The 21,431-nt window shown below is 71.4% G+C and carries 15 protein-coding genes and 1 tRNA gene; 14 read left to right on the top strand and 2 right to left on the bottom strand.

Annotation, left to right across the window (positions count from 1 at the left end; all coding sequences use genetic code 11):
- Positions 1–203 precede the first annotated feature (203 nt).
- From PZB75_RS10090 to PZB75_RS10080, 3 genes are all read left to right on the top strand, one after another.
- Positions 204–2,588, top strand: a complete 2,385-nt coding sequence (locus PZB75_RS10090) for a UvrD-helicase domain-containing protein (RefSeq protein ID WP_275534963.1) — start codon at positions 204–206, stop codon at positions 2,586–2,588.
- A 458-nt stretch (positions 2,589–3,046) separates the two neighbouring features.
- On the top strand, positions 3,047–4,480 hold the full coding sequence (locus tag PZB75_RS10085; protein WP_275534962.1) for an NAD-dependent malic enzyme: 1,434 nt from the start codon (positions 3,047–3,049) through the stop codon (positions 4,478–4,480).
- Between the two features lie 341 nt (positions 4,481–4,821).
- Entirely contained in the window at positions 4,822–5,103 is a 282-nt protein-coding gene (locus PZB75_RS10080; RefSeq protein ID WP_003968811.1) for an HU family DNA-binding protein, read from the top strand.
- 102 nt (positions 5,104–5,205) lie between these two features.
- On the opposite strand, the gene murA is transcribed toward PZB75_RS10080, so the two are convergent.
- Complete coding sequence (murA, locus tag PZB75_RS10075) at positions 5,206–6,543, bottom strand: UDP-N-acetylglucosamine 1-carboxyvinyltransferase (protein ID WP_275534961.1); 1,338 nt, start codon at positions 6,541–6,543, stop codon at positions 5,206–5,208.
- A 286-nt stretch (positions 6,544–6,829) separates the two neighbouring features.
- Here murA and PZB75_RS10070 point away from each other — a divergent pair, with 286 nt between their 5' ends.
- The 11 genes from PZB75_RS10070 (at position 6,830) to PZB75_RS10020 (ending at position 21,219) form a co-directional block, all read left to right on the top strand.
- Positions 6,830–7,438: a YqgE/AlgH family protein gene (locus PZB75_RS10070; RefSeq protein WP_275534960.1), complete on the top strand. Its 609-nt coding sequence runs from the start codon at positions 6,830–6,832 to the stop codon at positions 7,436–7,438.
- Between the two features lie 40 nt (positions 7,439–7,478).
- Positions 7,479–7,778: a DUF3039 domain-containing protein gene (locus tag PZB75_RS10065; protein ID WP_275534959.1), complete on the top strand. Its 300-nt coding sequence runs from the start codon at positions 7,479–7,481 to the stop codon at positions 7,776–7,778.
- A 396-nt stretch (positions 7,779–8,174) separates the two neighbouring features.
- Positions 8,175–9,479: an extracellular solute-binding protein gene (locus tag PZB75_RS10060; protein ID WP_275534958.1), complete on the top strand. Its 1,305-nt coding sequence runs from the start codon at positions 8,175–8,177 to the stop codon at positions 9,477–9,479.
- A 62-nt stretch (positions 9,480–9,541) separates the two neighbouring features.
- Positions 9,542–10,516 (top strand): sugar ABC transporter permease, encoded by a 975-nt coding sequence (locus PZB75_RS10055; RefSeq protein ID WP_275534957.1) that lies wholly within the window; start codon positions 9,542–9,544, stop codon positions 10,514–10,516.
- A complete protein-coding gene (locus tag PZB75_RS10050; RefSeq protein ID WP_275534956.1) occupies positions 10,513–11,352 on the top strand; it encodes a carbohydrate ABC transporter permease in 840 nt (279 codons plus the stop codon). The genes PZB75_RS10055 and PZB75_RS10050 overlap by 4 nt, the downstream gene beginning before the upstream one ends.
- A 5-nt stretch (positions 11,353–11,357) precedes the next feature.
- The gene (locus tag PZB75_RS10045; RefSeq protein WP_275534955.1) at positions 11,358–13,001 is read left to right on the top strand and encodes a beta-N-acetylhexosaminidase; all 1,644 of its coding nucleotides are present in this window, start codon (positions 11,358–11,360) and stop codon (positions 12,999–13,001) included.
- A 382-nt stretch (positions 13,002–13,383) separates the two neighbouring features.
- On the top strand, positions 13,384–14,280 hold the full coding sequence (locus PZB75_RS10040; RefSeq protein WP_275534954.1) for an FAD binding domain-containing protein: 897 nt from the start codon (positions 13,384–13,386) through the stop codon (positions 14,278–14,280).
- A complete protein-coding gene (locus PZB75_RS10035) occupies positions 14,277–16,025 on the top strand; it encodes a 2Fe-2S iron-sulfur cluster-binding protein (protein WP_275534953.1) in 1,749 nt (582 codons plus the stop codon). The genes PZB75_RS10040 and PZB75_RS10035 overlap by 4 nt, the downstream gene beginning before the upstream one ends.
- Positions 16,022–18,370, top strand: a complete 2,349-nt coding sequence (locus PZB75_RS10030) for a xanthine dehydrogenase family protein molybdopterin-binding subunit (RefSeq protein WP_275534952.1) — start codon at positions 16,022–16,024, stop codon at positions 18,368–18,370. The genes PZB75_RS10035 and PZB75_RS10030 overlap by 4 nt, the downstream gene beginning before the upstream one ends.
- 237 nt (positions 18,371–18,607) lie before the next feature.
- Positions 18,608–20,677 carry a DUF6571 family protein gene (locus PZB75_RS10025; protein ID WP_275534951.1) on the top strand — a complete coding sequence of 690 codons (2,070 nt, stop codon included), beginning with the start codon at positions 18,608–18,610 and terminating at the stop codon, positions 20,675–20,677.
- Positions 20,678–20,694: 17 nt separating this feature from the next.
- Positions 20,695–21,219 carry a hypothetical protein gene (locus PZB75_RS10020; protein WP_275534950.1) on the top strand — a complete coding sequence of 175 codons (525 nt, stop codon included), beginning with the start codon at positions 20,695–20,697 and terminating at the stop codon, positions 21,217–21,219.
- Between the two features lie 132 nt (positions 21,220–21,351).
- Here the strand turns inward: PZB75_RS10020 and PZB75_RS10015 are convergent.
- Positions 21,352–21,426 (bottom strand) — tRNA-Cys (locus PZB75_RS10015).
- Positions 21,427–21,431: the final 5 nt, after the last annotated feature.

Here is a 21,431-nt window from a genome sequence, read left to right as displayed (position 1 = left end):
GCGGGGGTCGTGGGGGTGGGGGTGGGGGTCGGCTTGGGCGTGCGGGCCCCTGGCGCGGTGGGCGCGGGCGGGCGGGGCCCCGGGAGGGCGGCCGGCTCGGGCGCGTGGCCGACGCGTAATCGCAATCTTCTCCGCAGGTGCGCTGCGGGCCCTTTGTCGCGTACGGTTGACGGCTGCCCAACGCACGTCAGAAGGGGGCCTCGGTGGCCGCGCAGGATGCCGCTGTCGATTCGTTGCGGGACCGGGAAATCGGTGTCGAGCAGGTGCACCTGGACCAGGTGTACCGCCGCCTTGAGGAGAAGATCCACGAGGCTGAGTTTCTTATGCACGATGCCGTCAAGCGCGGCCAGGTGGGGACCCCGGGAGCACTCGCCGAGCGGGACGCCCAGGTCTTCCGGGCCGGTATTCACCTCAATCGGCTGAACAGCGAGTTCGAGGACTTCCTCTTCGGGAGGATCGACCTGCTGCTCGGCAAGGACGGTGAACGCGGCCCGGACGGCGCGTTCACCTCGGTCGCCCCGGCGGACGACGCCGTGCGCGACGACGCCACCGCGGACATCGCGGAGACGCTGCACATCGGCCGCATCGGGGTCCTCGACTCCGACTACGCGCCGCTCGTCATCGACTGGCGGGCCCCGGCCGCCGCGCCGTTCTACCGGTCGACGCCGAAGGACCCGGGCCGGGTGGTACGCCGCCGGGTCATCCGCTCCAAGGGCCGCAAGGTCCTCGGGGTGGAGGACGACCTGATGCGTCCCGAGCTGACGGCGTACCTGAACGGTGACCGGCTGGCGGTCGTCGGCGACGGCGCCCTGATGGCGGCGCTCGGCCAGGCCCGCAGCCACACCATGCGGGACATCGTCTCGTCCATCCAGGCCGAGCAGGACATGGTGATCAGGGCGCCCGCCGCCTCCGTCACCGAGGTCGCCGGGGGCCCCGGCACCGGCAAGACCGCGGTGGCGCTGCACCGGGCCGCGTATCTGCTCTACCAGGACCGGCGGCGGTACGCGGGCGGCATCCTCGTCGTCTCGCCCACCCCGCTCCTCGTCGCGTACACCGAGGGAGTGCTGCCCTCGCTCGGCGAGGAGGGGCAGGTCGCGATCCGCGCGGTCGGCTCGCTGGCCGACGAGGCGGCGCCCGAAGGCGCCACCACGTACGACGAACCGGCCGTCGCCCGGATCAAGGGCTCCTCCCGGATGCTCCAGGTGCTCCGCAAGGCGTCCAGGGGCGCCCTGGAGCGGTCCGGGGCGGACCGGACGGCCCCGGCCCACGACGGTCAGCTCGCGTTCGGCGACGAGGAGCCCGCGGCCCGACGGCCCACCGGCGCCCTCACCCGGCTCCGGGTGGTCGCCTTCGGGACCAGGGTCGAGCTGAACGCCGACGAGCTGGACCGCATCCGGCAGTCCGTCCTCGGCGGGACCGCCCCCGTCAACCTGTTGCGCCCGCGCGCCCGCAGACTGCTTCTGGACGCCCTGTGGAACAAGTCGTCCGGCCGGGGCCGCTACACCGACCCGGAACTGGCCGCCGAGCTGCGTTCCTCCTTCGACGAGGACGTCTCGACGGAGAACGACTTCCTCGACTTCCTGGCCGCGTGGTGGCCGGAACTCACCCCCCGCTCGGTGCTCGCCGCGATGTCCGACGAGAGGCGGCTGGCGCGCTGGTCGCGCCGGGTCCTCAACCAGGGTGAGGTGCGCCGGCTGGCCCGTTCGCTGAAGCGGCTCGGCCCCGACGGGCGGGGGCCGCTCTCCGTGCACGACGTGGCGCTCCTCGACGAGCTGCACACCCTGCTCGGCACCCCGAGCCGCCCGAAGAAGAAGCGCGAGTACGACCCGCTGGACCAGCTCACCGGGCTGGAGGAGCTGATGCCGCAGCGCGAGGAGACCCAGCGGGAGCGGGCCGAACGGCTGGCGGCGGAACGCACCGAGTACGCGCACGTCATCGTCGACGAGGCGCAGGACCTGACGCCCATGCAGTGGCGCATGGTGGGCCGCCGGGGGCGCCACGCCACCTGGACGGTCGTCGGGGACGCCGCGCAGTCCTCCTGGTCCGATCCGGACGAGGCGGCCGAGGCCCGTGACGAGGCGCTGGGCAACCGGCCGCGCCGCCGCTTCACGCTCACCGTCAACTACCGCAACCCGGCGGAGATCGCCGAGCTGGCCGCGAAGGTGCTGGCGCTGGCGATGCCCGGCATGGAGTCCCCGGCGGCGGTCCGCTCCACCGGCGTACGGCCGCGCTTCGAGACCGTACGGGACGGCGATCTGGCCGCGACCGTCCGCGAGGAGGCCCGCAGGCTGCTCGCCGAGGTCGACGGCACGGTCGGGGTGGTCGTCGCGATGAACCGGCGCGGTCAGGCCCGCAAGTGGCTCGCCGAGCTGGGCGACCGGGTGGTGGCGCTGGGCAGTCTGGAGGCGAAGGGCCTGGAGTACGACGCGACGGTCGTCGTCTCGCCCGCCGAGATCGCGGACGAGTCGCCGGCCGGGCTGCGGGTGCTCTATGTGGCGCTCACCCGGGCGACGCAGCAGCTCACGGTGGTGTCGGGGGAGCGCGATCTGCCGGACGAGGACGGAATTCCGGATCTGCTCAGAGACTGATCTCAGGTCAACCCGTCGTGGAGGAATCACTTCCCCGGGTGGTTTGTTAGCCTGGTGTTGGCACCGGCTCGATCCAAGCCCCCGGGCCCAACCTTAGTCGCTTCGAGCGACCACTTGCCGCGAGGCGAGCATGGCGGGCCGGTGTCACCCAAGCACTGAAGACACAGCAGTGAACGAAGCAGTGAGAACAGACCCGCGTCACCCTCTGGTGACGCGGGTCTGTCCGTGTTGGGGGGCCTTTTCGGGGTCCTCGCCGGCGCGGGCCCCAGGGCCGCTGTCGCGTCGGCGGGCGGCCTCCCGCATGAGGTGAAACAGCTTCCCGTATCGTGGAAAAGAGATTCCGAAGTGCGGCATTAATTACCGGCTACCGGCCAGTAGGTGCGAATATCGGAACGCGTGGCCGCGGCGTGGGCCCGACCGCGTTAGCAATGAAGCTAAGGAAAGCGAAGGACACGGCCATGGCAACGGCGCCCAGCGTCTCGTATTCGATGACGGTCAGGCTGGAGGTACCCGCGAGCGGCACGGCGGTTTCCCAGCTCACCACGGCCGTGGAGTCCTCCGGCGGTTCGGTCACCGGCCTCGACGTGACCGCTTCCGGCCACGAGAAGCTGCGGATCGACGTCACCATCGCGGCCAGCTCCACCGCGCACGCGGACGAGATCGTCGAAGGTCTGCGCGACATCGAGGGCGTGGTGCTCGGAAAGGTCTCCGACCGTACGTTCCTGATGCACCTCGGCGGCAAGATCGAGATGCAGTCGAAGCACCCCATCCGCAACCGTGACGACCTCTCGATGATCTACACCCCCGGCGTGGCCCGGGTCTGCATGGCGATCGCCGAGAACCCCGAGGACGCCCGCCGGCTCACCATCAAGCGCAACTCCGTCGCAGTCGTGACGGACGGTTCCGCCGTGCTCGGCCTCGGCAACATCGGCCCGATGGCCGCCCTGCCCGTGATGGAGGGCAAGGCGGCCCTCTTCAAGCGGTTCGCGGGCATCGACGCCTGGCCGCTCTGCCTCGACACCCAGGACACCGACGAGATCGTCTCGATCGTCAAGGCCATCGCTCCCGGCTTCGCGGGCATCAACCTGGAGGACATCTCCGCACCCCGCTGCTTCGAGATCGAGGCGCGGCTGCGCGAGGCCCTGGACATCCCCGTCTTCCACGACGACCAGCACGGCACCGCGATCGTCGTCGTGGCCGCGCTGACCAACGCGCTGCGCGTGGTGGGCAAGGACATCGGGGACGTGCGGGTCGTCATGTCGGGCGCCGGGGCGGCCGGTACGGCCATCATGCGGCTGCTCATCGCGGCGGGCGTCCGGCACGCCGTCGTCGCCGACATCCACGGTGTGGTGCACGCCGAGCGCGAGGACCTGGTCTCCGCCGACCCCGACTCGCCGCTGTGCTGGATCGCGAACCACACCAACCCCAAGGGCATCACCGGCACCCTCAAGGAGGCTGTCGTCGACGCCGACGTGTTCATCGGCGTCTCCGCGCCCAACGTCCTGGACGGCGACGACGTCGCCGCCATGGCGGACGGCGCGATCGTGTTCGCGCTCGCGAACCCGGACCCCGAGGTGGACCCGGCGGTCGCCCGCCAGACCGCGGCGGTCGTCGCCACCGGGCGTTCCGACTTCCCGAACCAGATCAACAACGTGCTGGTCTTCCCCGGCGTCTTCCGGGGGCTGCTGGACGCCCAGTCCCGCGCCGTCAACACGGAGATGATGCTCGCCGCCGCGGGCGCCCTCGCCGATGTCGTCGGCGAGGACGAACTGAACCGGAACTACATCATCCCCTCGGTCTTCAACGACAAGGTCGCGGGCGCGGTCGCGGGCGCCGTCCGGGCCGCCGCCAAGGCCGAGGGAGTGGCTGTGACGGGGCCCACCTCGGCCTGACCTACGGCGCGTCGTGGGTCGCGGGGTCCCAAACGCCCCTTTAGGGTGGGCGGGCAGCGAGCCCGACAGACCCCGCACCCGCTGCGGACCGCCTCGGGGAGTCGACGTAACGTCACTACGACGAGGCAGTGGTGATCTTCGGGTTATCCCGGAGGACGCCGGATTGGCGTTCCCGCCACAGGTGGGGGCAGGATGCTTCCCCAAGGACTACGTCCAGGGGAGACCCCATGGGGCGCGAGGTCTGCGAAGGTCAGACCCGGGTCCGGGGACTGTCCGAGGGCCCTGGCAGCATCGGCTTTGATCTCACGCCTCACAGGCAAGAAGAACACGGGAGTAACAACATGAACCGCAGTGAGCTGGTGGCCGCCCTGGCCGACCGTGCCGAGGTGACTCGCAAGGACGCCGACGCCGTGCTGGCCGCCCTCGCCGAGACCGTCGGTGAGATCGTCGCCAAGGGCGACGAGAAGGTCACCATCCCCGGCTTCCTGACCTTCGAGCGCACCCACCGTGCCGCTCGCACCGCACGTAACCCGCAGACCGGCGACCCCATCAACATCCCGGCCGGCTACAGCGTGAAGGTCTCCGCGGGCTCGAAGCTCAAGGAAGCCGCCAAGGGCAAGTAGGTCCTTCGGTGCCGGTCACGGCACCGGGCACAGTGAAGGGCGGCCACCCTGACCAGGGTGGCCGCCCTTCGTCATGCGTGGTCCAGGACGGGGGACCGGGTGTCAGACCAGCGAGCCGCCGGGCAGCTCGACCTTCGCGCCCAGCTTCTCCAGCTTGGACATGAAGTTCTCGTAACCCCGGTTGATCAGGTCGATGCCGTGCACCCGTGAGGTGCCCTGGGCGGCCAGGGCCGCGATCAGGTACGAGAACCCGCCCCGGAGGTCCGGGATGACCAGATCCGCGGCCTGGAGCTTGGTCGGCCCGGACACGACCGCCGAGTGCAGGAAGTTCCGCTGGCCGAACCGGCAGTCGGACCCGCCGAGGCATTCGCGGTAGAGCTGGATGTGGGCGCCCATCTGGTTGAGCGCCGAGGTGAAGCCGAGCCGCGACTCGTACACCGTCTCGTGCACGATCGACAGACCCGCGGCCTGCGTCAGCGCCACCACCAGCGGCTGCTGCCAGTCCGTCTGGAAACCGGGGTGCACGTCCGTCTCCAGCGCGATGGCGTTCAGCGGACCGCCCGGATGCCAGAAGCGGATGCCCTCGTCGTCGATCTCGAAGGCCCCGCCGACCCGGCGGAACGTGTTCAGGAAGGTCATCATCGAGCGCTGCTGGGCCCCGCGGACGTAGATGTTGCCCTCGGTCGCCAGCGCGGCGGACGCCCAGGAGGCCGCCTCCAGGCGGTCCGGGAGCGCCCGGTGCGTATAGCCGTCGAGCCGGTCGACGCCGGTGATCCGGATCGTCCGGTCGGTGTCCACGGAGATGATCGCGCCCATTTTCTGCAGGACGCAGATCAGGTCCTCGATCTCCGGCTCCACGGCCGCGTTGGACAGCTCGGTGACGCCCTCGGCCAGGACGGCCGTCAGCAGCACCTGCTCGGTGGAGCCCACCGACGGGTACGGCAGTCGGATCTTCGTACCACGCAGCCGCTGCGGGGCCTCCAGGTACTGCCCGTCCGCCCGCTTCTCGATCGTCGCGCCGAACTGGCGCAGCACGTCGAAGTGGAAGTCGATCGGCCGTCCGCCGATGTCGCAGCCGCCCAGGCCCGGGATGAAGGCGTGGCCCAGCCGGTGCAGCAGCGGGCCGCAGAAGAGGATCGGGATGCGCGACGAGCCCGCGTGGGCGTCGATGTCGGCGACGTTCGCGCTCTCGACGTGGGTGGGGTCGAGGACCAGCTCGCCCGGTTCGTCCCCCGGGCGGACGGTCACGCCGTGCAGTTGCAGCAGGCCGCGGACGACCCGCACATCGCGGATGTCGGGCACATTGCGCAGCCGGCTGGGACCGCTGCCGAGCAGCGCGGCGACCATCGCCTTCGGGACCAGGTTCTTGGCGCCTCGGACGCGGATCTCGCCCTCCAGCGGGGTGCCGCCGTGGACAAGCAGGACATCGTTGCCGGTCATGTATCTCGCGTTCCGGAGTGGTCGGACAGGGGGCCAGCCAAAAGGGTAATGGGCCCATGGTCTCCCGCCGTCGGCCGAAGGGCGGTGTCCGAACGTCAGAAAACAGCCACAACACGCTCCGCTCCAGCAGCCTCGCACAGGGTCACCGTCCGGCGGGCGCCCGGCCGTGCGCTCCCGCGTGCGTCGATGCGCCCCGAGGCGCTTCTGAGCTGCGCCCGTCGGCGCCCCGCGCCCGGCGGGGCGTCCCGGGCCCCGCGGGCCGTGAAGATGCGGGATCATTTCTGCCATGACCGAGGTGTCCTCGCTCACAGGGCGACTGCTCGTGGCCACACCCGCACTCACCGATCCCAATTTCGCGCGCGCGGTGGTACTCCTCCTCGACCATGACGAGGAGGGTTCCCTCGGCGTGGTCCTGAACCGGCCGACCCCGATCGGGGTCGGTGACATCCTCGGATCGTGGGCCGGGCTCATCGGCGAACCCGGGGTCGTCTTCCAGGGCGGCCCGGTCTCGCTCGACGCGGCGCTCGGGGTGGCGGTGATCCCCGGCGGCGAGGGGCCGCGCCCCGGGCCCCCGTCGGGGCCGGGAGGAGCGGAACGCGCCGGCCCGGTCGGCTGGCGGCGGGTGCACGGGGCGATCGGCCTGGTGGACCTGGAGACCCCTCCCGAGCTGCTGGCCGCCGCGCTCGGCTCGCTGCGGATCTTCGCCGGGTACGCGGGCTGGGGGCCGGGACAGCTGGAGAACGAACTGACCGAGGGCGCCTGGTACGTGGTGGAGTCGGAGCCCGGCGACGTCTCGTCGCCCGACCCCGAGGGACTGTGGCGGGCGGTCCTGCGGCGTCAGCGCAGCGAGCTGGCGATGTTCGCGACGTACGCCGACGACCCTTCGCTGAACTGATGCTCCGGAGCCCTCCCGGTGTTCAGTACCCTTGGTGGTCATGAGCACTCTTGAGCCCGAGCGCGGGACAGGTACGGGAACCCTCGTAGAGCCGATCCCGCAGGTGTCGAACGGCGACGGCGACCACGAGCGCTACGCCCATTACGTCCAGAAGGACAAGATCATGGCGAGTGCCCTGGAGGGCACTCCCGTGGTGGCGCTGTGCGGAAAGGTCTGGGTCCCGGGCCGGGACCCGAAGAAGTACCCGGTGTGTCCCATGTGCAAGGAGATCTACGAGTCCATGGGCGCCGGCGGCGACAAGGGCAAGGACGGCAAGGGCGGCGGCAAGGACAAGAAGTAGCGGCCGCCGGTCGGCCCGCGGCCGGGTCGGCCGGTCGTTCCACGGTCCCCGGGACGCGCACCTCGTGTGTGCGGCCCGGGGACCGTTCGCGTTTCCGCCGCGCCGCGTTCCGCGGGTGACGCCGCGCCTCCCTGGGTGACCGAGTGCCGATTTTTCCGGTGGACCACGCACCCGCGCCGCGCTTCCGCGGCAGTCGGCGCACCCCTCGCCGATCGGCCTCCGTACCGCCCTCATCAGGCCCTTCACCGGCTTCTCGCGTTGCACGGGGTGCTTCCCCTGGTCACAGAGTGGTTGAGACCACTTGTCGGACTCCGCGCGCGGACCTACTCTCCTGCCAGTTGTGCAGAACGAAACGACCGTTGCGTATGTTGCAACACCAACCGGTAGGGGTTCCGGATGAAGTTTTCTGCCCGTATTGCCGCCCCGGCCGCGGCGCTGGTGCTGGCGGGCCTCACCGCCACCGCTTGCGCGCCGCAGACCTCCGACACCAGCGCCAAGGGGGACGACAAGTCCGGCACCCTGCGCGTCTGGCTCTTCCAGGAGGTCAGCAACAAGCCGAAGGAGCAGGTCGTCGACGCGGCCGTCGCCGACTTCAAGAAGACCCACAAGGACGCCAAGGTCGAGGTCGAGTACATCCCGGTCGACACCCGCGCCCAGCGGATCAAGGCCGCCTTCAACGACCCGAAGAGCGCGCCGGACCTCATCGAGTACGGCAACACCGACACGGCCGGTTACGTGAAGGACGGCGGGCTCGCCGATGTGACCGACGAGTTCGGCGCCTGGGACGAGGCGAAGGACACCGACCCGACCGCCAAGCAGTCCGTGACGGTCGGCGGCAAGGTGTACGGCGCGCCGCTCTTCGTGGGCGTACGGGCGCTGTACTACCGCACCGACGTCTTCAAGGAACTCGGCATCACGGTCCCCAAGTCCCAGGCCGAGCTGATCTCCACCGCCAAGAAGGTCCACAAGGCGAAGCCGGACCTGTACGGCCTCGCGGTCGGCGGCGCCTACACCTACGGCGCGATGCCGTTCATCTGGTCGAACGGCGGCGAACTCGCCGACGAGAGCGGCGGTACGTACAAGGCGGCCATCAACAGCGAGAAGGCCCGCGCCGGGATCGAGGCGTACACCTCGCTGTTCGGCGACGACAACTGCCCGGCCGCCAAGTGCGCGTCCATGGGCGGAAACGCGACGGTCACCGCGTTCGCGAGCGGGAAGGCCGCCATGGCGATCGGCGGCGACTTCAACCACGCGGCCGTCGAGGCGGGCACGGTGAAGGGCAAGTACGAGGTCGTGCCGCTGCCCGGCGTGGCCGAGGGATCGATCGCCCCGGCGTTCGCGGGTGGCAACAACCTGGGCGTGCTCAAGAGCAGTTCGCACCGCACGCTGGCGGTGGACCTGATGAAGTCGCTGACCGGCAAGCAGTCGCAGGCGAAGATGTTCGACGCGATGGGCTTCCTGCCGACGTTCACCGACGTGCGGGCCGACGTCGCGAAGAAGAAGCCGTACGTCGAGCCCTTCGTCAAGACGCTGGGCGCGGGCACCAAGTTCGTCCCGGCGTCCCCGGGCTGGGGCCAGATCGACTCCTCGCTGGTGCTGCCGACGATGTTCCAGGAGGTCGTCAGCGGCCGTAAGGACGTCGCGAAGGCATCGGACGACGCGGCGAAGAAGATGGACGCGGCGTTCGCTGCCGCGGGCTGATCATGACCGCGAACCAACCAGTGCCGGAGCCCGTGACCGTGGGTGCGGCGGGAGCCGCGGGCGTGACGGGTGTCCCGTCCGCCCGCGGTACCGGCCCGGCCGGGGCGCCGGAACCCTCGACGCCGCCCGGGAAGCCCCGCCGGCAGTCCGTCTCGCCCGCGCGGCGGGCCGGCTGGACCCCCTGGCTCTATCTGCTGCCCGCGCTCCTCCTGCTCGCCGGGCTGCTCGTCTACCCGATCTACCAGCTCGGCCTGATCTCCTTCCTGGAGTACACCCAGGCCCAGGTGAGCGGCGGCGAGCCGACCACCTTCGTGGGATTCGGGAACTACTCCGAGCTCTTCCAGGACAGTCAGTTCTGGCAGGTGCTCATCGCCACCGTCGTCTTCGCCACGGCCTGTGTGCTCTCCACCCTCCTGGTGGGCTGCGCCCTCGCCGTCCTGCTGACCCGGATCAGGGCGCTGCCCCGGCTGGTCCTCATGATGGCCGCGCTCGGCGCCTGGGCCACCCCGGCGATCACCGGCTCCACCGTCTGGGTGTTCCTCTTCGACCCGGACTTCGGCCCCGTCAACAAGGTGCTCGGTCTCGGCGACTTCTCCTGGACGTACGGGCGCTACAGCGCGTTCGTGCTGGTCCTGCTCGAAGTCCTGTGGTGCTCGTTCCCGTTCGTGATGGTCACCGTCTACGCGGGCATCCGGGCCATCCCCACCGAGGTCCTGGAGGCCGCCTCGCTCGACGGCGCCTCGCAGTGGCGGATCTGGCGGTCGATCATGGCGCCGATGCTGCGCCCGATCCTCGTCGTCGTCACCATCCAGTCCATCATCTGGGACTTCAAGGTCTTCACCCAGATCTACGTGATGACCAACGGCGGCGGCATCGCCGGACAGAACCTGGTGCTCAACGTGTACGCGTACCAGAAGGCGTTCGCGTCCTCGCAGTACAGCCTCGGCTCGGCGATCGGCGTCGTGATGCTGATCATCCTGCTGGCCGTCACGCTGGTCTACCTGCGCCTGATGCGGCGCCAGGGGGAGGAACTGTGAACCTGCTCCGTATCCGCAGGCCCGGACGGCTGGCCGCCGAGGCCGCGGCGCTCGTCATCGCCGTCCTGGTCGCCTTCCCGCTCTACTGGATGGTGCTCTCGGCGGTCAAGCCGGCCGGTGAGATCCAGTCCACGAACCCCAGGCCGTGGACCCTGAACCCGTCGCTCGACTCGTTCCACCGGGTCTTCGCGCAGCAGGACTTCGGCCGCTACTTCCTCAACAGCCTGTTCGTCGCGGGCACGGTCGTCGTCGTCTCCGCGCTGATCGCCTTCCTCGCGACGACGGCCGTCACCCGGTTCCGCTTCAAGTTCCGCACCACGCTGCTGATCATGTTCCTGGTCGCGCAGATGGTGCCCGTGGAGGCCCTGACCATCCCGCTGTTCTTCCTGATGCGGGACTTCGGGCAGCTGAACACCCTCGGCTCGCTGATCCTGCCGCACCTCGCCTTCTCGCTGCCCTTCGCGATCTGGATGCTGCGCGGCTTCGTCAAGGCGGTCCCGGAGGCCCTGGAGGAGGCGGCCTACATCGACGGGGCGAGCCGGACCCGCTTCCTGTGGCAGATCCTCTTCCCCCTGGTCTTCCCCGGTCTCGTGGCGACCAGCGTCTTCTCGTTCATCTCCACCTGGAACGACTTCCTCTTCGCCAAGTCGTTCATCATCAGCGACACCTCGCAGTCGACGCTCCCCATGGCGCTGCTGGTGTTCTTCAAGCCCGATGAGAACGACTGGGGAGGAATCATGGCAGCCTCGACAGTGATGACCATCCCCGTCCTGGTCTTCTTCGTACTCGTACAGCGACGCCTGGTCTCCGGACTCGGCGGCGCGGTTAAGGACTGACTGACGTGCACCATCTGATTCCGGCGCCCCTGAGCGTCGACACGCCTGCCGACGCGGGCAGCTTCGCACTGGATCAGAACACCGTCATCGACGCGGCCCCCGGCACCGAGGGGGTCGCCCGGCTGCTGCGCGCCACCGTCGGCGCCGCCACCGGACTGCCGCTGGACCCCGGCAGCGGTGACGGCCGGGGAGCGATCCGCCTCCGCCTCGACCCGGCCGCGGCCGACGAACTCGGCCCCGAGGGCTACCGGCTGGACGTCGACGCCGACGGCGCCACCCTCGTCGGCGTCACCGCCGCGGGCGTCTTCCGCGGCACCCAGACCGTGCGTCAGCTCCTCGGCCCCGAGGCGTACCGGCGCGCGCCGGTCGACCAGGACCGGACCTGGTCGATCCCGGGCGGCTCCGTGAGCGACCGGCCCCGCTTCGCCTGGCGCGGTCTGATGATCGACGTGGCCCGGCACTTCCTCCCGAAGGAGGACGTGCTGCGCTACCTCGACCTGCTCGCCGCGCACAAGCTGAACGTCTTCCACTTCCACCTCACCGACGACCAGGGCTGGCGCATCGAGATCAAGCGCCACCCCCGGCTCACCGAGGTCGGCGCCTGGCGGTCGCGCACCAAGTACGGCCACCGCGCCTCGGAGCTGTGGGACGAGACCCCGTACGGCGGCTTCTACACCCAGGACGACATCCGCGAGATCGTCGCGTACGCCGCCGAACGGCATATCAGCGTCGTCCCCGAGATCGACATCCCGGGCCACTCGCAGGCCGCCATCGCCGCGTACCCCGAACTGGGCAACACCGACGTCATCGACACCACCGCTCTCTCCGTCTGGGACACCTGGGGCATCAACGCGAACGTACTCGCCCCCACCGACAACACCCTGCGGTTCTTCGAAGGCGTCCTCGAAGAGGTGCTGGAACTCTTCCCCGCCGCCACCTCGCCGTTCATCCACATCGGCGGCGACGAGTGCCGCAAGGAGCAGTGGAAGGACTCCCCGACCGCCCAGGCCCGCATAGACGAACACGGCCTGGCCAACGAGGACGAACTCCAGTCCTGGTTCATCCGGCACTTCAACACCTGGCTCGCCGAGCGCGGCCGACGGCTCATCGGCTGGGACGAGATCCTGGAGGGCGGCCTGCCCGCCGGGGCGGCCGTGTCCTCCTGGCGCGGCTACGGGGGCGGGATCGCCGCCGCCGAGGCCGGCCACGACGTGGTGATGTGCCCGGAACAGCAGGTCTACCTGGACCACCGTCAGCACGACGGCCCGGACGAGCCGATGCCCATCGGATTCGTGCGCACCCTGGAGGACGTCTACCGCTTCGAGCCGGTTCCGCCGAACCTGTCGCCCGACGCCGTTCACCACATCATGGGAACCCAGGCCAACGTCTGGTCCGAGGTCATGCAGAACCGCGCCCGCATGGACTACCAGGTGTTCCCGCGGCTCGCGGCCTTCGCCGAGGTCGCCTGGTCCGCCCTGCCGGCCTCGGCCGACCGGGACTTCGCCGGTTTCGAACGCCGGATGACCGAGCACTACGCCCGGCTCGACGCGCTCGGCGTCGAGTACCGGCGACCGAGCGGCCCGCTGCCCTGGCAGAAGCGCCCCGGTGTCGCCGGACGCCCGCTCGAAGGTCCGCCCCCGAACGTGTGATCCCGGCGGCGGTACGGGTACGGGTACCGACACGGGCACGAGTACCGGCACGGGTACGGGCCATCGCGATCCCCCGGGGAGCGCGGTGGCCCGTACCCGTGCGCTTCGTCCGGGCCCGGACCGCCGCCCCCGGGCGAGCGTACGAACTGAACAGTCACACCGGGACGGTCACGGCCGGAAACCCTCAGGAGTGGCAATTCACGCGTGCCACCGAAAAGCCGTGAAATTGGAGCATTTCGCAGGTCAGGGACGGATACGCCCTTCGCGGACCCTCGCGCCGTTCCGCTCCGAAGATGTGCCAGAGTTGCCACGTCCGGGTTGTGAGCACGTACCGTACGGCGGAACAGGCGGACAGCCGGGAGACCGGGAAGGGGCAGCTGGGTTGACCACGCACGCACCGCAGGCGACGCAGTCCGTGACGCTGCCGGCCTCGCTCGACGAGGCCGTGGCGGCGCTCGGTGCCATGCCTGCAGCCGTGCCCGTCGCAGGCGGTACGGACCTGATGTCGGCCGTGAACAAGGGGCTGCTGCGCCCCTCGGGTCTGGTCGGCCTGGGCCGGATCAGCGAGCTTCGCGGCTGGCACTACCAGGACGGCCACGCGCTGCTCGGCGCGGGCCTCACGCACGCGCGCATGGGGCGGCCCGACTTCGCCGCCCTCATCCCCGCGCTCGCCGCGTCCGCGCGCGCCGCGGGACCACCGCAGATCCGTAACGCCGGGACGCTCGGCGGCAACATCGCGACCGCGGCCCCGACCGGTGACGCCCTGCCGGTGCTGGCCGCGCTGGAGGCCGAACTGGTCATCGCGGGCCCGTCCGGCGCCCGCCGCGAGATCCCCGTCTCGCACCTGCTGGCGGGCCGCGAGATGCTGGAGCCCGGGGAACTGATCGGCTTCGTACGCGTACCGCTGCTGCACGCCCCGCAGGTCTTCCTGAAGGCGACCGGCCGCACCGGCCCCGGCCGCGCCACCGCCTCCGTCGCGATCGTCCTCGACCCGGCGAGGCGCGGGGTGCGCTGCGCGGTCGGCGCCATCGCGCCGATGCCGCTGCGCCCCCTGGACGCCGAGCGCTGGATCGCCTCGCTGATCGACTGGGACGGGGCGCGGGGTCTGGCGCCCGACGCGCTGGCCGCCTTCGGCGAGTACGTCGCCGCGGCCTGCATCCCCGACCCGGCGCCGCCCGCCGACGGGGGAGAGGCGCCGCCGCTCTCGCCGGCCGTACTGCACTTGCGGCGGACCGTCGCCGCGCTCGCCCGACGCGCACTGGGGAGGGCACTGTCGTGAGCACCGAGGAGAACCCCGAGCAGCAGCGGCACGGGGGCTGGCAGCCGATCCCGCAGGGCGGCGACTACGACGCCGAGGCGACCGCCTTCGTCCATCTGTCCCCCGAGGACCTGGCGAACGACCCGCTGGCCGCGCCCGGCCAGGGGTACGTACCGCCGATGATCCTGCCGCTGACCCCGGCCGCGGGCCTCGACCCGGCGGCGATGGGCAGCTGGGTCGTGCAGACCCGGAACCAGCAGGAGCAGCACGCGTCCGGCACCCACGCAGACCCGGGCACGGGTGTGGGCGCGGACCGGTCGGCGTCGCCCGACGCGGTGCACTGGCCGGACCCGAACGAACAGCACGAACCGTACGGGCAGTACGAACAGCACGAGCAGTCCCACGGTCACCGGCCCGAGTACCCGTACCCGTACGGGGAGCGGACGGGGTACGAGGACCCGTCGCGGTACGAGGACACGGCGGCCGCGACCGGGCACTGGAACTTCTCCCAGGCCACGTCCGAGGCTCCGGCCGGTGGTACGGGCCAGTGGGCGGTCCCGGCCGCCGACGGTGAACTGCCCGAGGACTCGGGCGAGTTCGCGACGTCGTCGGTGGCCGCCCCGTGGTACGGGGACGCGTCCAGGCCGGCGACGCTGCCGGGCGGGGCGCCCGCCCCCTGGGCCACGCTCCCCGAACCGGAGGCCGAGGCGCCGCACGAGCCGAGGCCGGAGGAGCCTCAGCACGACGGGTCCGAGCACCTGGCGGAGCCGGAGCGGCCCGACGCCGCGCAGGCGCCCGAACCGGACGCCCTGCCGCACCCCGCCGACGAGGGCACGGCCGTTTCCGCCCGTCAGGAGGCGGAGCCGGGGGCCGAGGCGGAGCCACCGGTCGCCGCCGGGGCCACGGAGACGGCCGGACCGACGGCCGACGCGACGGCCGACGCGGGGAACAGCGACGCGGGGGAGACCGCCGAGGCCGAGGTCACCGAGGTCACCGAGGACGGCCCCGACGCCGTCGGGGCCACCGCCGACGCGCCCGCCCCGGAGACCACGGACGGCCTGGACACCGCGAGCACCCCGGGCACGACGGACGTTCCGGACGCCCCGGCCCTCGCCGACACCACGGACACCACGGTCGCCGTCCACCCCGGCGCCCCCAGCGAGCACCCCGCCGCCTCCTACCTCCTCCACGTGAACGGCGTCGACCGTCCCGTCACCGACGCCTGGATCGGCGAGTCGCTGCTCTACGTGCTGCGTGAGCGCCTGGGCCTCGCGGGTGCCAAGGACGGCTGCTCGCAGGGCGAATGCGGGGCGTGCAACGTCCAGGTCGACGGGCGCCTCGTCGCCTCCTGTCTGGTGCCCGCCGCCACCACGGCCGGGAGCGAGGTCCGTACCGTCGAAGGACTCGCCGTCGACGGGGAACCCTCCGACGTGCAGCGCGCCCTCGCCAACTGCGGCGCCGTCCAGTGCGGTTTCTGCATCCCCGGCATGGCCATGACCGTCCACGACCTGCTGGAGGGCAACCACGCGCCCTCCGAGCTGGAGACCCGGCAGGCCCTCTGCGGCAACCTCTGCCGCTGCTCCGGCTACCGGGGCGTCCTCGACGCCGTCGGCGAGGTCATCGCGGCCCGCGAGGCGAGCGCGGAGGCCGCCGCGGACGCGGCCCGTGTCCCGCAGCAGGCCACCGCCCCCGGCGCCGGGGGCGAACAGCACCACCAGCACCAGCCCCAGCACGAGCCCCACCCGCACGACGGAGGCATGGCGTGACCAGCGACGCGGCCACCGCTGCCGGCCCGACCGGCACCGCCCGTACCACCAACCCGGCGAACGGCGAGGGCCCCGAGCCCGGCCCGCCCGAGTTCGGCATCGGTGCCTCGCTCCCGCCCACCGGTCTCCGCGCCAAGACCGAGGGCACCTTCCCGTACGCCGCCGACCTCTGGGCCGAGGGACTGCTCTGGGCGGCCGTGCTGCGCTCCCCGCACGCACACGCCCGCATCCTGTCCGTCGACACCTCCGCGGCGGCGGAGATGCCGGGCGTACGCGCGGTCGTGACGCACCAGGACGTCCCCGGCGAGGGCGCGTACGGCCGCCGGGTCGTCGACCGTCCCGTCTTCGCCTCCGACCTGGTCCGCCACCACGGTGAGCCGATCGCCGCCGTCGCCGCCGACCACCCCGACACGGCCCGGCTCGCCGCCGCCGCCATCACCGTCGAGTACGAGGTGCTGGAACCGGTCACCGACCCGGAGAAGGCGTTCGCCGCCGAACCCCTCCACCCCGACGGCAACCTCATCCGGCACATCCCGCTGCGCTACGGCGACCCCGACGTCACGGGCGAGGTCGTCGTCGACGGCCTCTACCGCATCGGCCGCCAGGACCCGGCCCCGATCGGCGCCGAGGCCGGGCTCGCCGTGCCCCGGCCGGACGGCGGCGTCGAGCTGTACACCGCCTCCACCGACCCGCACACCGACCGCGACCTCGCCGCCGCCTGCTTCGGACTCGAACCCGACCGGGTGAAGATCGTCGTCACCGGCGTCCCCGGCGCGACCGGCGACCGCGAGGACCCCGGCTTCCAGCTTCCCCTGGGCCTGCTCGCGCTGCGCACCGGGTGCCCGGTCAAGCTGGCCGCCACCCGCGAGGAGTCCTTCCTCGGCCACGCCCACCGCCATCCGACGCTGCTGCGCTACCGCCACCACGCGGACGCGGAGGGCCGGCTGGTCAAGGTGGAGGCCCAGATCCTGCTCGACGCGGGGGCGTACGCCGACTCCTCGTCCGAGTCGCTGGCCGCCGCCGTCGCGTTCGCCTGCGGCCCGTACGTCGTCCCGCACGCCTTCATCGAGGGCTGGGCGGTCCGTACGAACAACCCGCCGTCCGGGCACGTCCGGGGCGAGGGCGCCATGCAGGTCTGCGCCGCCTACGAGGGCCAGATGGACAAGCTGGCCGCCAGACTCGGCCTGGACCCGGCCGAACTGCGGCTGCGCAACGCGCTCGCCACGGGCGACATCCTGCCCACCGGACAGACGGTCACCTGTCCGGCCCCGGTGGCCGAACTCCTCGAATCCGTAAGGGACTTCAGGCTTCCCGTGCTGCCCAAGGACACCTCGGAGGACGACTGGCTGCTGCCGGGCGGACCGGAGGGGGCGGGCGAGCCGGGAGCCATCCGGCGCGGGGTCGGCTACGCCCTGGGCATGGTCCATGTACTGGGCGCCGAGGGCACCGACGAGGTCTCCACCGCCACCGTCCGGGTGAACGACGGGGTCGCCACGGTCATCTGCGCCGCCGTCGAGACCGGGCAGGGCTTCTCCACCCTGGCCCGTCAGGTCGTCCAGGAGGTCCTGGGGGTCGAGGAGGTGCACGTCGCCTCCGTCGACACCGACCAGCCGCCCGCGGGTCCGGCCACGCACGGCCGGCACACCTGGGTGTCGGCGGGTGCCGTCGAACGGGCCGCGAAGATGGTCAGGACCCAGCTTCTCCAGCCGCTGGCCCACAAGTTCGGCATGTCCACGGAACTGCTCCAGATCGCCGACGGCAAGATCACCTCGTACGACGGGGTGCTGTCCACGACGGTCATGGAGGCGATGGACGGCAAGGAGCTCTGGGCCACCGCCCAGTGCCGCCCGCATCCCACCGAACCTCTCGACGAGTCGGGCCAGGGTGACGCGTTCGTCGGTCTCGCCTTCTGCGCCGTACGGGCCGTGGTCGACGTGGACATCGAACTGGGCTCGGTCCGGGTGGTCGAGATGGCGGTCGCCCAGGACGTCGGCCGCGTGCTGAACCCGGCCCAGCTCGCCACCCGTATCGAGGCGGGCGTCACCCAGGGCATCGGCGCCGCGCTCACCGAGAACCTGCGCACCGCGCGTGGCGTGATCCGGCATCCCGACCTCACCGGGTACGCGCTGCCGACCGCCCTGGACGCCCCGGACATCCGGATCGTGAGGCTGATCGAGGAACGGGACGTGGTCGCGCCCTTCGGCGCCAAGGCGGCCTCGGCGGTACCGGTGGTGACGTCCCCCGCCGCGGTCGCCTCGGCGGTCCGCGCGGCGACCGGGCGGCCGGTCAGCCGGCTGCCGATCCGCCCCCAGGCGGCGGTCGCGGCACCCAGGGCCGACCGGTAGCGGCCGGGCCCGGCGTCCTGGGGCCGCGACCGCGCCCGGCCGGCGGGACGCGGCCGGCCGCCGTACCCGTACCGCTCCGTCAGGCGGCCGACCGGCTGTCAACGCCCCCTGATCTACGATGGCGTGGCAGTCGCAGAGGGCAGGAGGACTCGCTCCGGCGTGGCCGAAGGACGCTCCCGAGCCGTGGTGGGCCACTCTGCCGCACCTATCCGCAGCCGTGGGACACGGGGGAGACGTATGGACCTGGAAGCGCTGAGATACGGGACGTTCACCCAGCTCGGTACGGCCGTCACCGACTGGTCGGCCATGGTCACCAAGCTGGAGGAGCTGAAGGGCGACGCCCGTGACAACCTCGCCGCCAAGGCCGACAAGGCGAACTGGGCGGGCGTGAACGCCACCGTCACCCGGGAGTTCATCACCAAGACCGTCAAGGAGTTCTCGGACGCCGCGACGGAGGCCACCAGCATCCGGAACATCCTCCAGGACACCCGGGACGAACTGATCGCCCAGCAGACCAAGTTGCTGGCCGCCATCGACCGCGGGCTGAAGAAGAACCTCACCGTGACCAGCACGGGCGGCGGCGGTTTCACCGTCACCATGAACATCCACCCGGACCGGGCCGCCAAGGGCCACGAGGTGCCCGAGCACAGCGAGTCGGACGTCACGGCGCTGCGCGACGAGGTCCAGGTCATCCTGGACAGCGCCACCGAGAGCGACAACAGCGCGGCGGAGGCGCTGCGCGGGCTCGTCGACCAGACCCCGTACGGCTTCTCCGACGCCTCCTACGCGGACCGTGACTCGGCGGCGGCGGCGCTCAAGGCGGCCGGGGACATGGCCGAACTCGCCAGGAAGAAGGGGGACGACATGACCCCCGAGGAGTTCGACATGTTCAACCGGACGCTGTCGACGTACAAGAACGACCCTTTGTTCCAGGAGAAGTTCGCGACCACGCTCGGTCCGCGCGGCACGCTGGACTTCTGGGCCGACCTCACCGACGTGTCCGACGGAGGCGATCTGGTGCGGTCCCGCCGGGACCAGTTGGCGGAGTTCCAGAAGAACTTCAGCCTGACACTGGCCGGAGCCACCCAGTCCGACAGCCCGGCGATGCGCGCCTGGGAGGACGACATGGTGAAGCTCGGCGGCGAACAGATCAAGACCCGGGGCACGAGCGTCTACGGCTTCCAGTTGATGAGCAACTTCATGCGGGTCGGCGACTACGACGACAGGTTCCTGAACGACTACGGGAACGCGCTGGTCGCCACCGAGAAGAAGATGAAGCTCCCCTCGCACTACTGGCAGAACGCCCTCGGTGGCCCCGGCATCCCCAAACTCAACTTCATGGGCGAGGAGTTCGGCCGGGACCCGATGACCGGGTTCATGACGGCCCTGTCCAACAGCCCGGACGCGGCGACCGACTTCTTCAACACGAAGGAGCCGCAGGACAACGCGCAGTACGTGCTCGGCCGGCGGGACACCTTCGACGACACCCCGCTCGACCACGGCGACTCCAACCACGCGTACGAGGCGACCGGCAAGGCGCTCGTCGCGGCGGCCACCGGGGTCAATCCGAACGACCCGGACGCCCGGCCGGTGGAACACACCCCCGAACACCGGCAGGTGCTGGAGCGTTCGCTGAAGTACATCTCCGAGTCGGGGGACGACTTCCCGTCCGAGATGCGCGACGACATGGCCATCGTGCTCGGCAACCACGCCGACGAGGTCCACCACACGGCGAGTTCCCTCGCCGACGACAAGGGCGACCCGAAGCTGCTGGACCGCCACCAGCTGCTGGAGGTCACCAAGCAGGTGTCCCGCGACCAGAACGCGTACGGGATGCTCAACGAGGCCCTGAACCAGGAGATGGTCCGCGACATCTACGAGGACCACCCCAAGGACCCGAAGGAGACCCTGTTGCGCGCGGGACACACCACCGGATTCCTGGAGGAGGCCAGGTACCAGGCCCTGGACACCGACAAGAAGGACCCGTCCTGGGACGCGAAGTGGCTCTACCACGGCTTCGGCGGGGCGGCGAACTTCATTCCGGTGGCCGGGGACGCCGTGCAGCGCGGGATCGACGCGCTGGCGTACCAGTGGCAGTTGGACGAGCAGGCCCGCATCGACGGCGAGAACCACCGGCAGAACGGCGAGGTGTTCACGGCGCGGGAGAACCAGCTCCAGGGGCTCGCCGACCAGTGGGCGCGGGTCAACCCGGACAGCGCGAACAACCGGTACACCCTGACCAGCGAGATCAACGGCGCCGCGTTCGACGGGAACGCCCGTGCGCGCGGTCTGTCGGGCGACCAGTGAGGGCCCGGGGCAGGGCCGTGGCGGCCGCGGTGCTGACCGCCGCGCTGACGGTCACGGCGGCCGGCTGCGGGGACTCGCGGGACTACGCCGTTCCGGACGAGCTGTGCGGGGTCGCGGTCGACGCGGACACCCTCGCCCCCTTCCTGCCGGACGGCTCGAAGCTCGGCCGGCGGACGTACGACCAGGGACCTGAGAGCCCGCGCTGCGAGGTGACCGTGGACAAGAAGCGGGTGCTGTACATCAGCGGCGACGTGGTCACCCCCGACGTCGACCCGTTCGAGGTCAAGCGCCGGTCGCTGGAGAGCATGGGCCACCCGGCGCAGGCGGGGCCGCCGCTGGGCGCCGCCGCCCGGATCGCCGACGACGGTGCGCTGGCGGTGAAGGCGTGCACCTACAAGGGGCAGGCCCGGAAGTTCGTGGTCCTGGTCGACCTGGTGCCGGACGAACCGGTCCCGGGGGACGTCGAGAAGCGCCGCGCGGCACTCGACGCGTTCCTGCGGTCCTATCTGCCGCACGCCCTCGACCACCAGGGGTGCGCCTGAGCGAGGGCGGGCGCACGGCCGGGGCCTGCCGGCCGGGGCGGCGCCCGCCCGTCCGCGCACGACGAAGTGGCCGCCCCCGCACCATGGGGGCGGCCACTCTCGTCCGCACAGAATCCGTACGTGATCCGTACGTGGAGGCCGTGACCGGAATCGAACCGGCGTAACCCGCTTTGCAGGCGAGTCCCTCAACCACTCGGGCACACGGCCGTGCC

Origin of the sequence: Streptomyces sp. AM 4-1-1, from assembly GCF_029167625.1 — a bacterium.
Classification (GTDB): Bacteria; Actinomycetota; Actinomycetes; order Streptomycetales; family Streptomycetaceae; genus Streptomyces.
The sequence above is the reverse complement of the archived record's forward strand: the minus strand, read 5'-3'. Positions and strand labels throughout refer to the sequence as shown.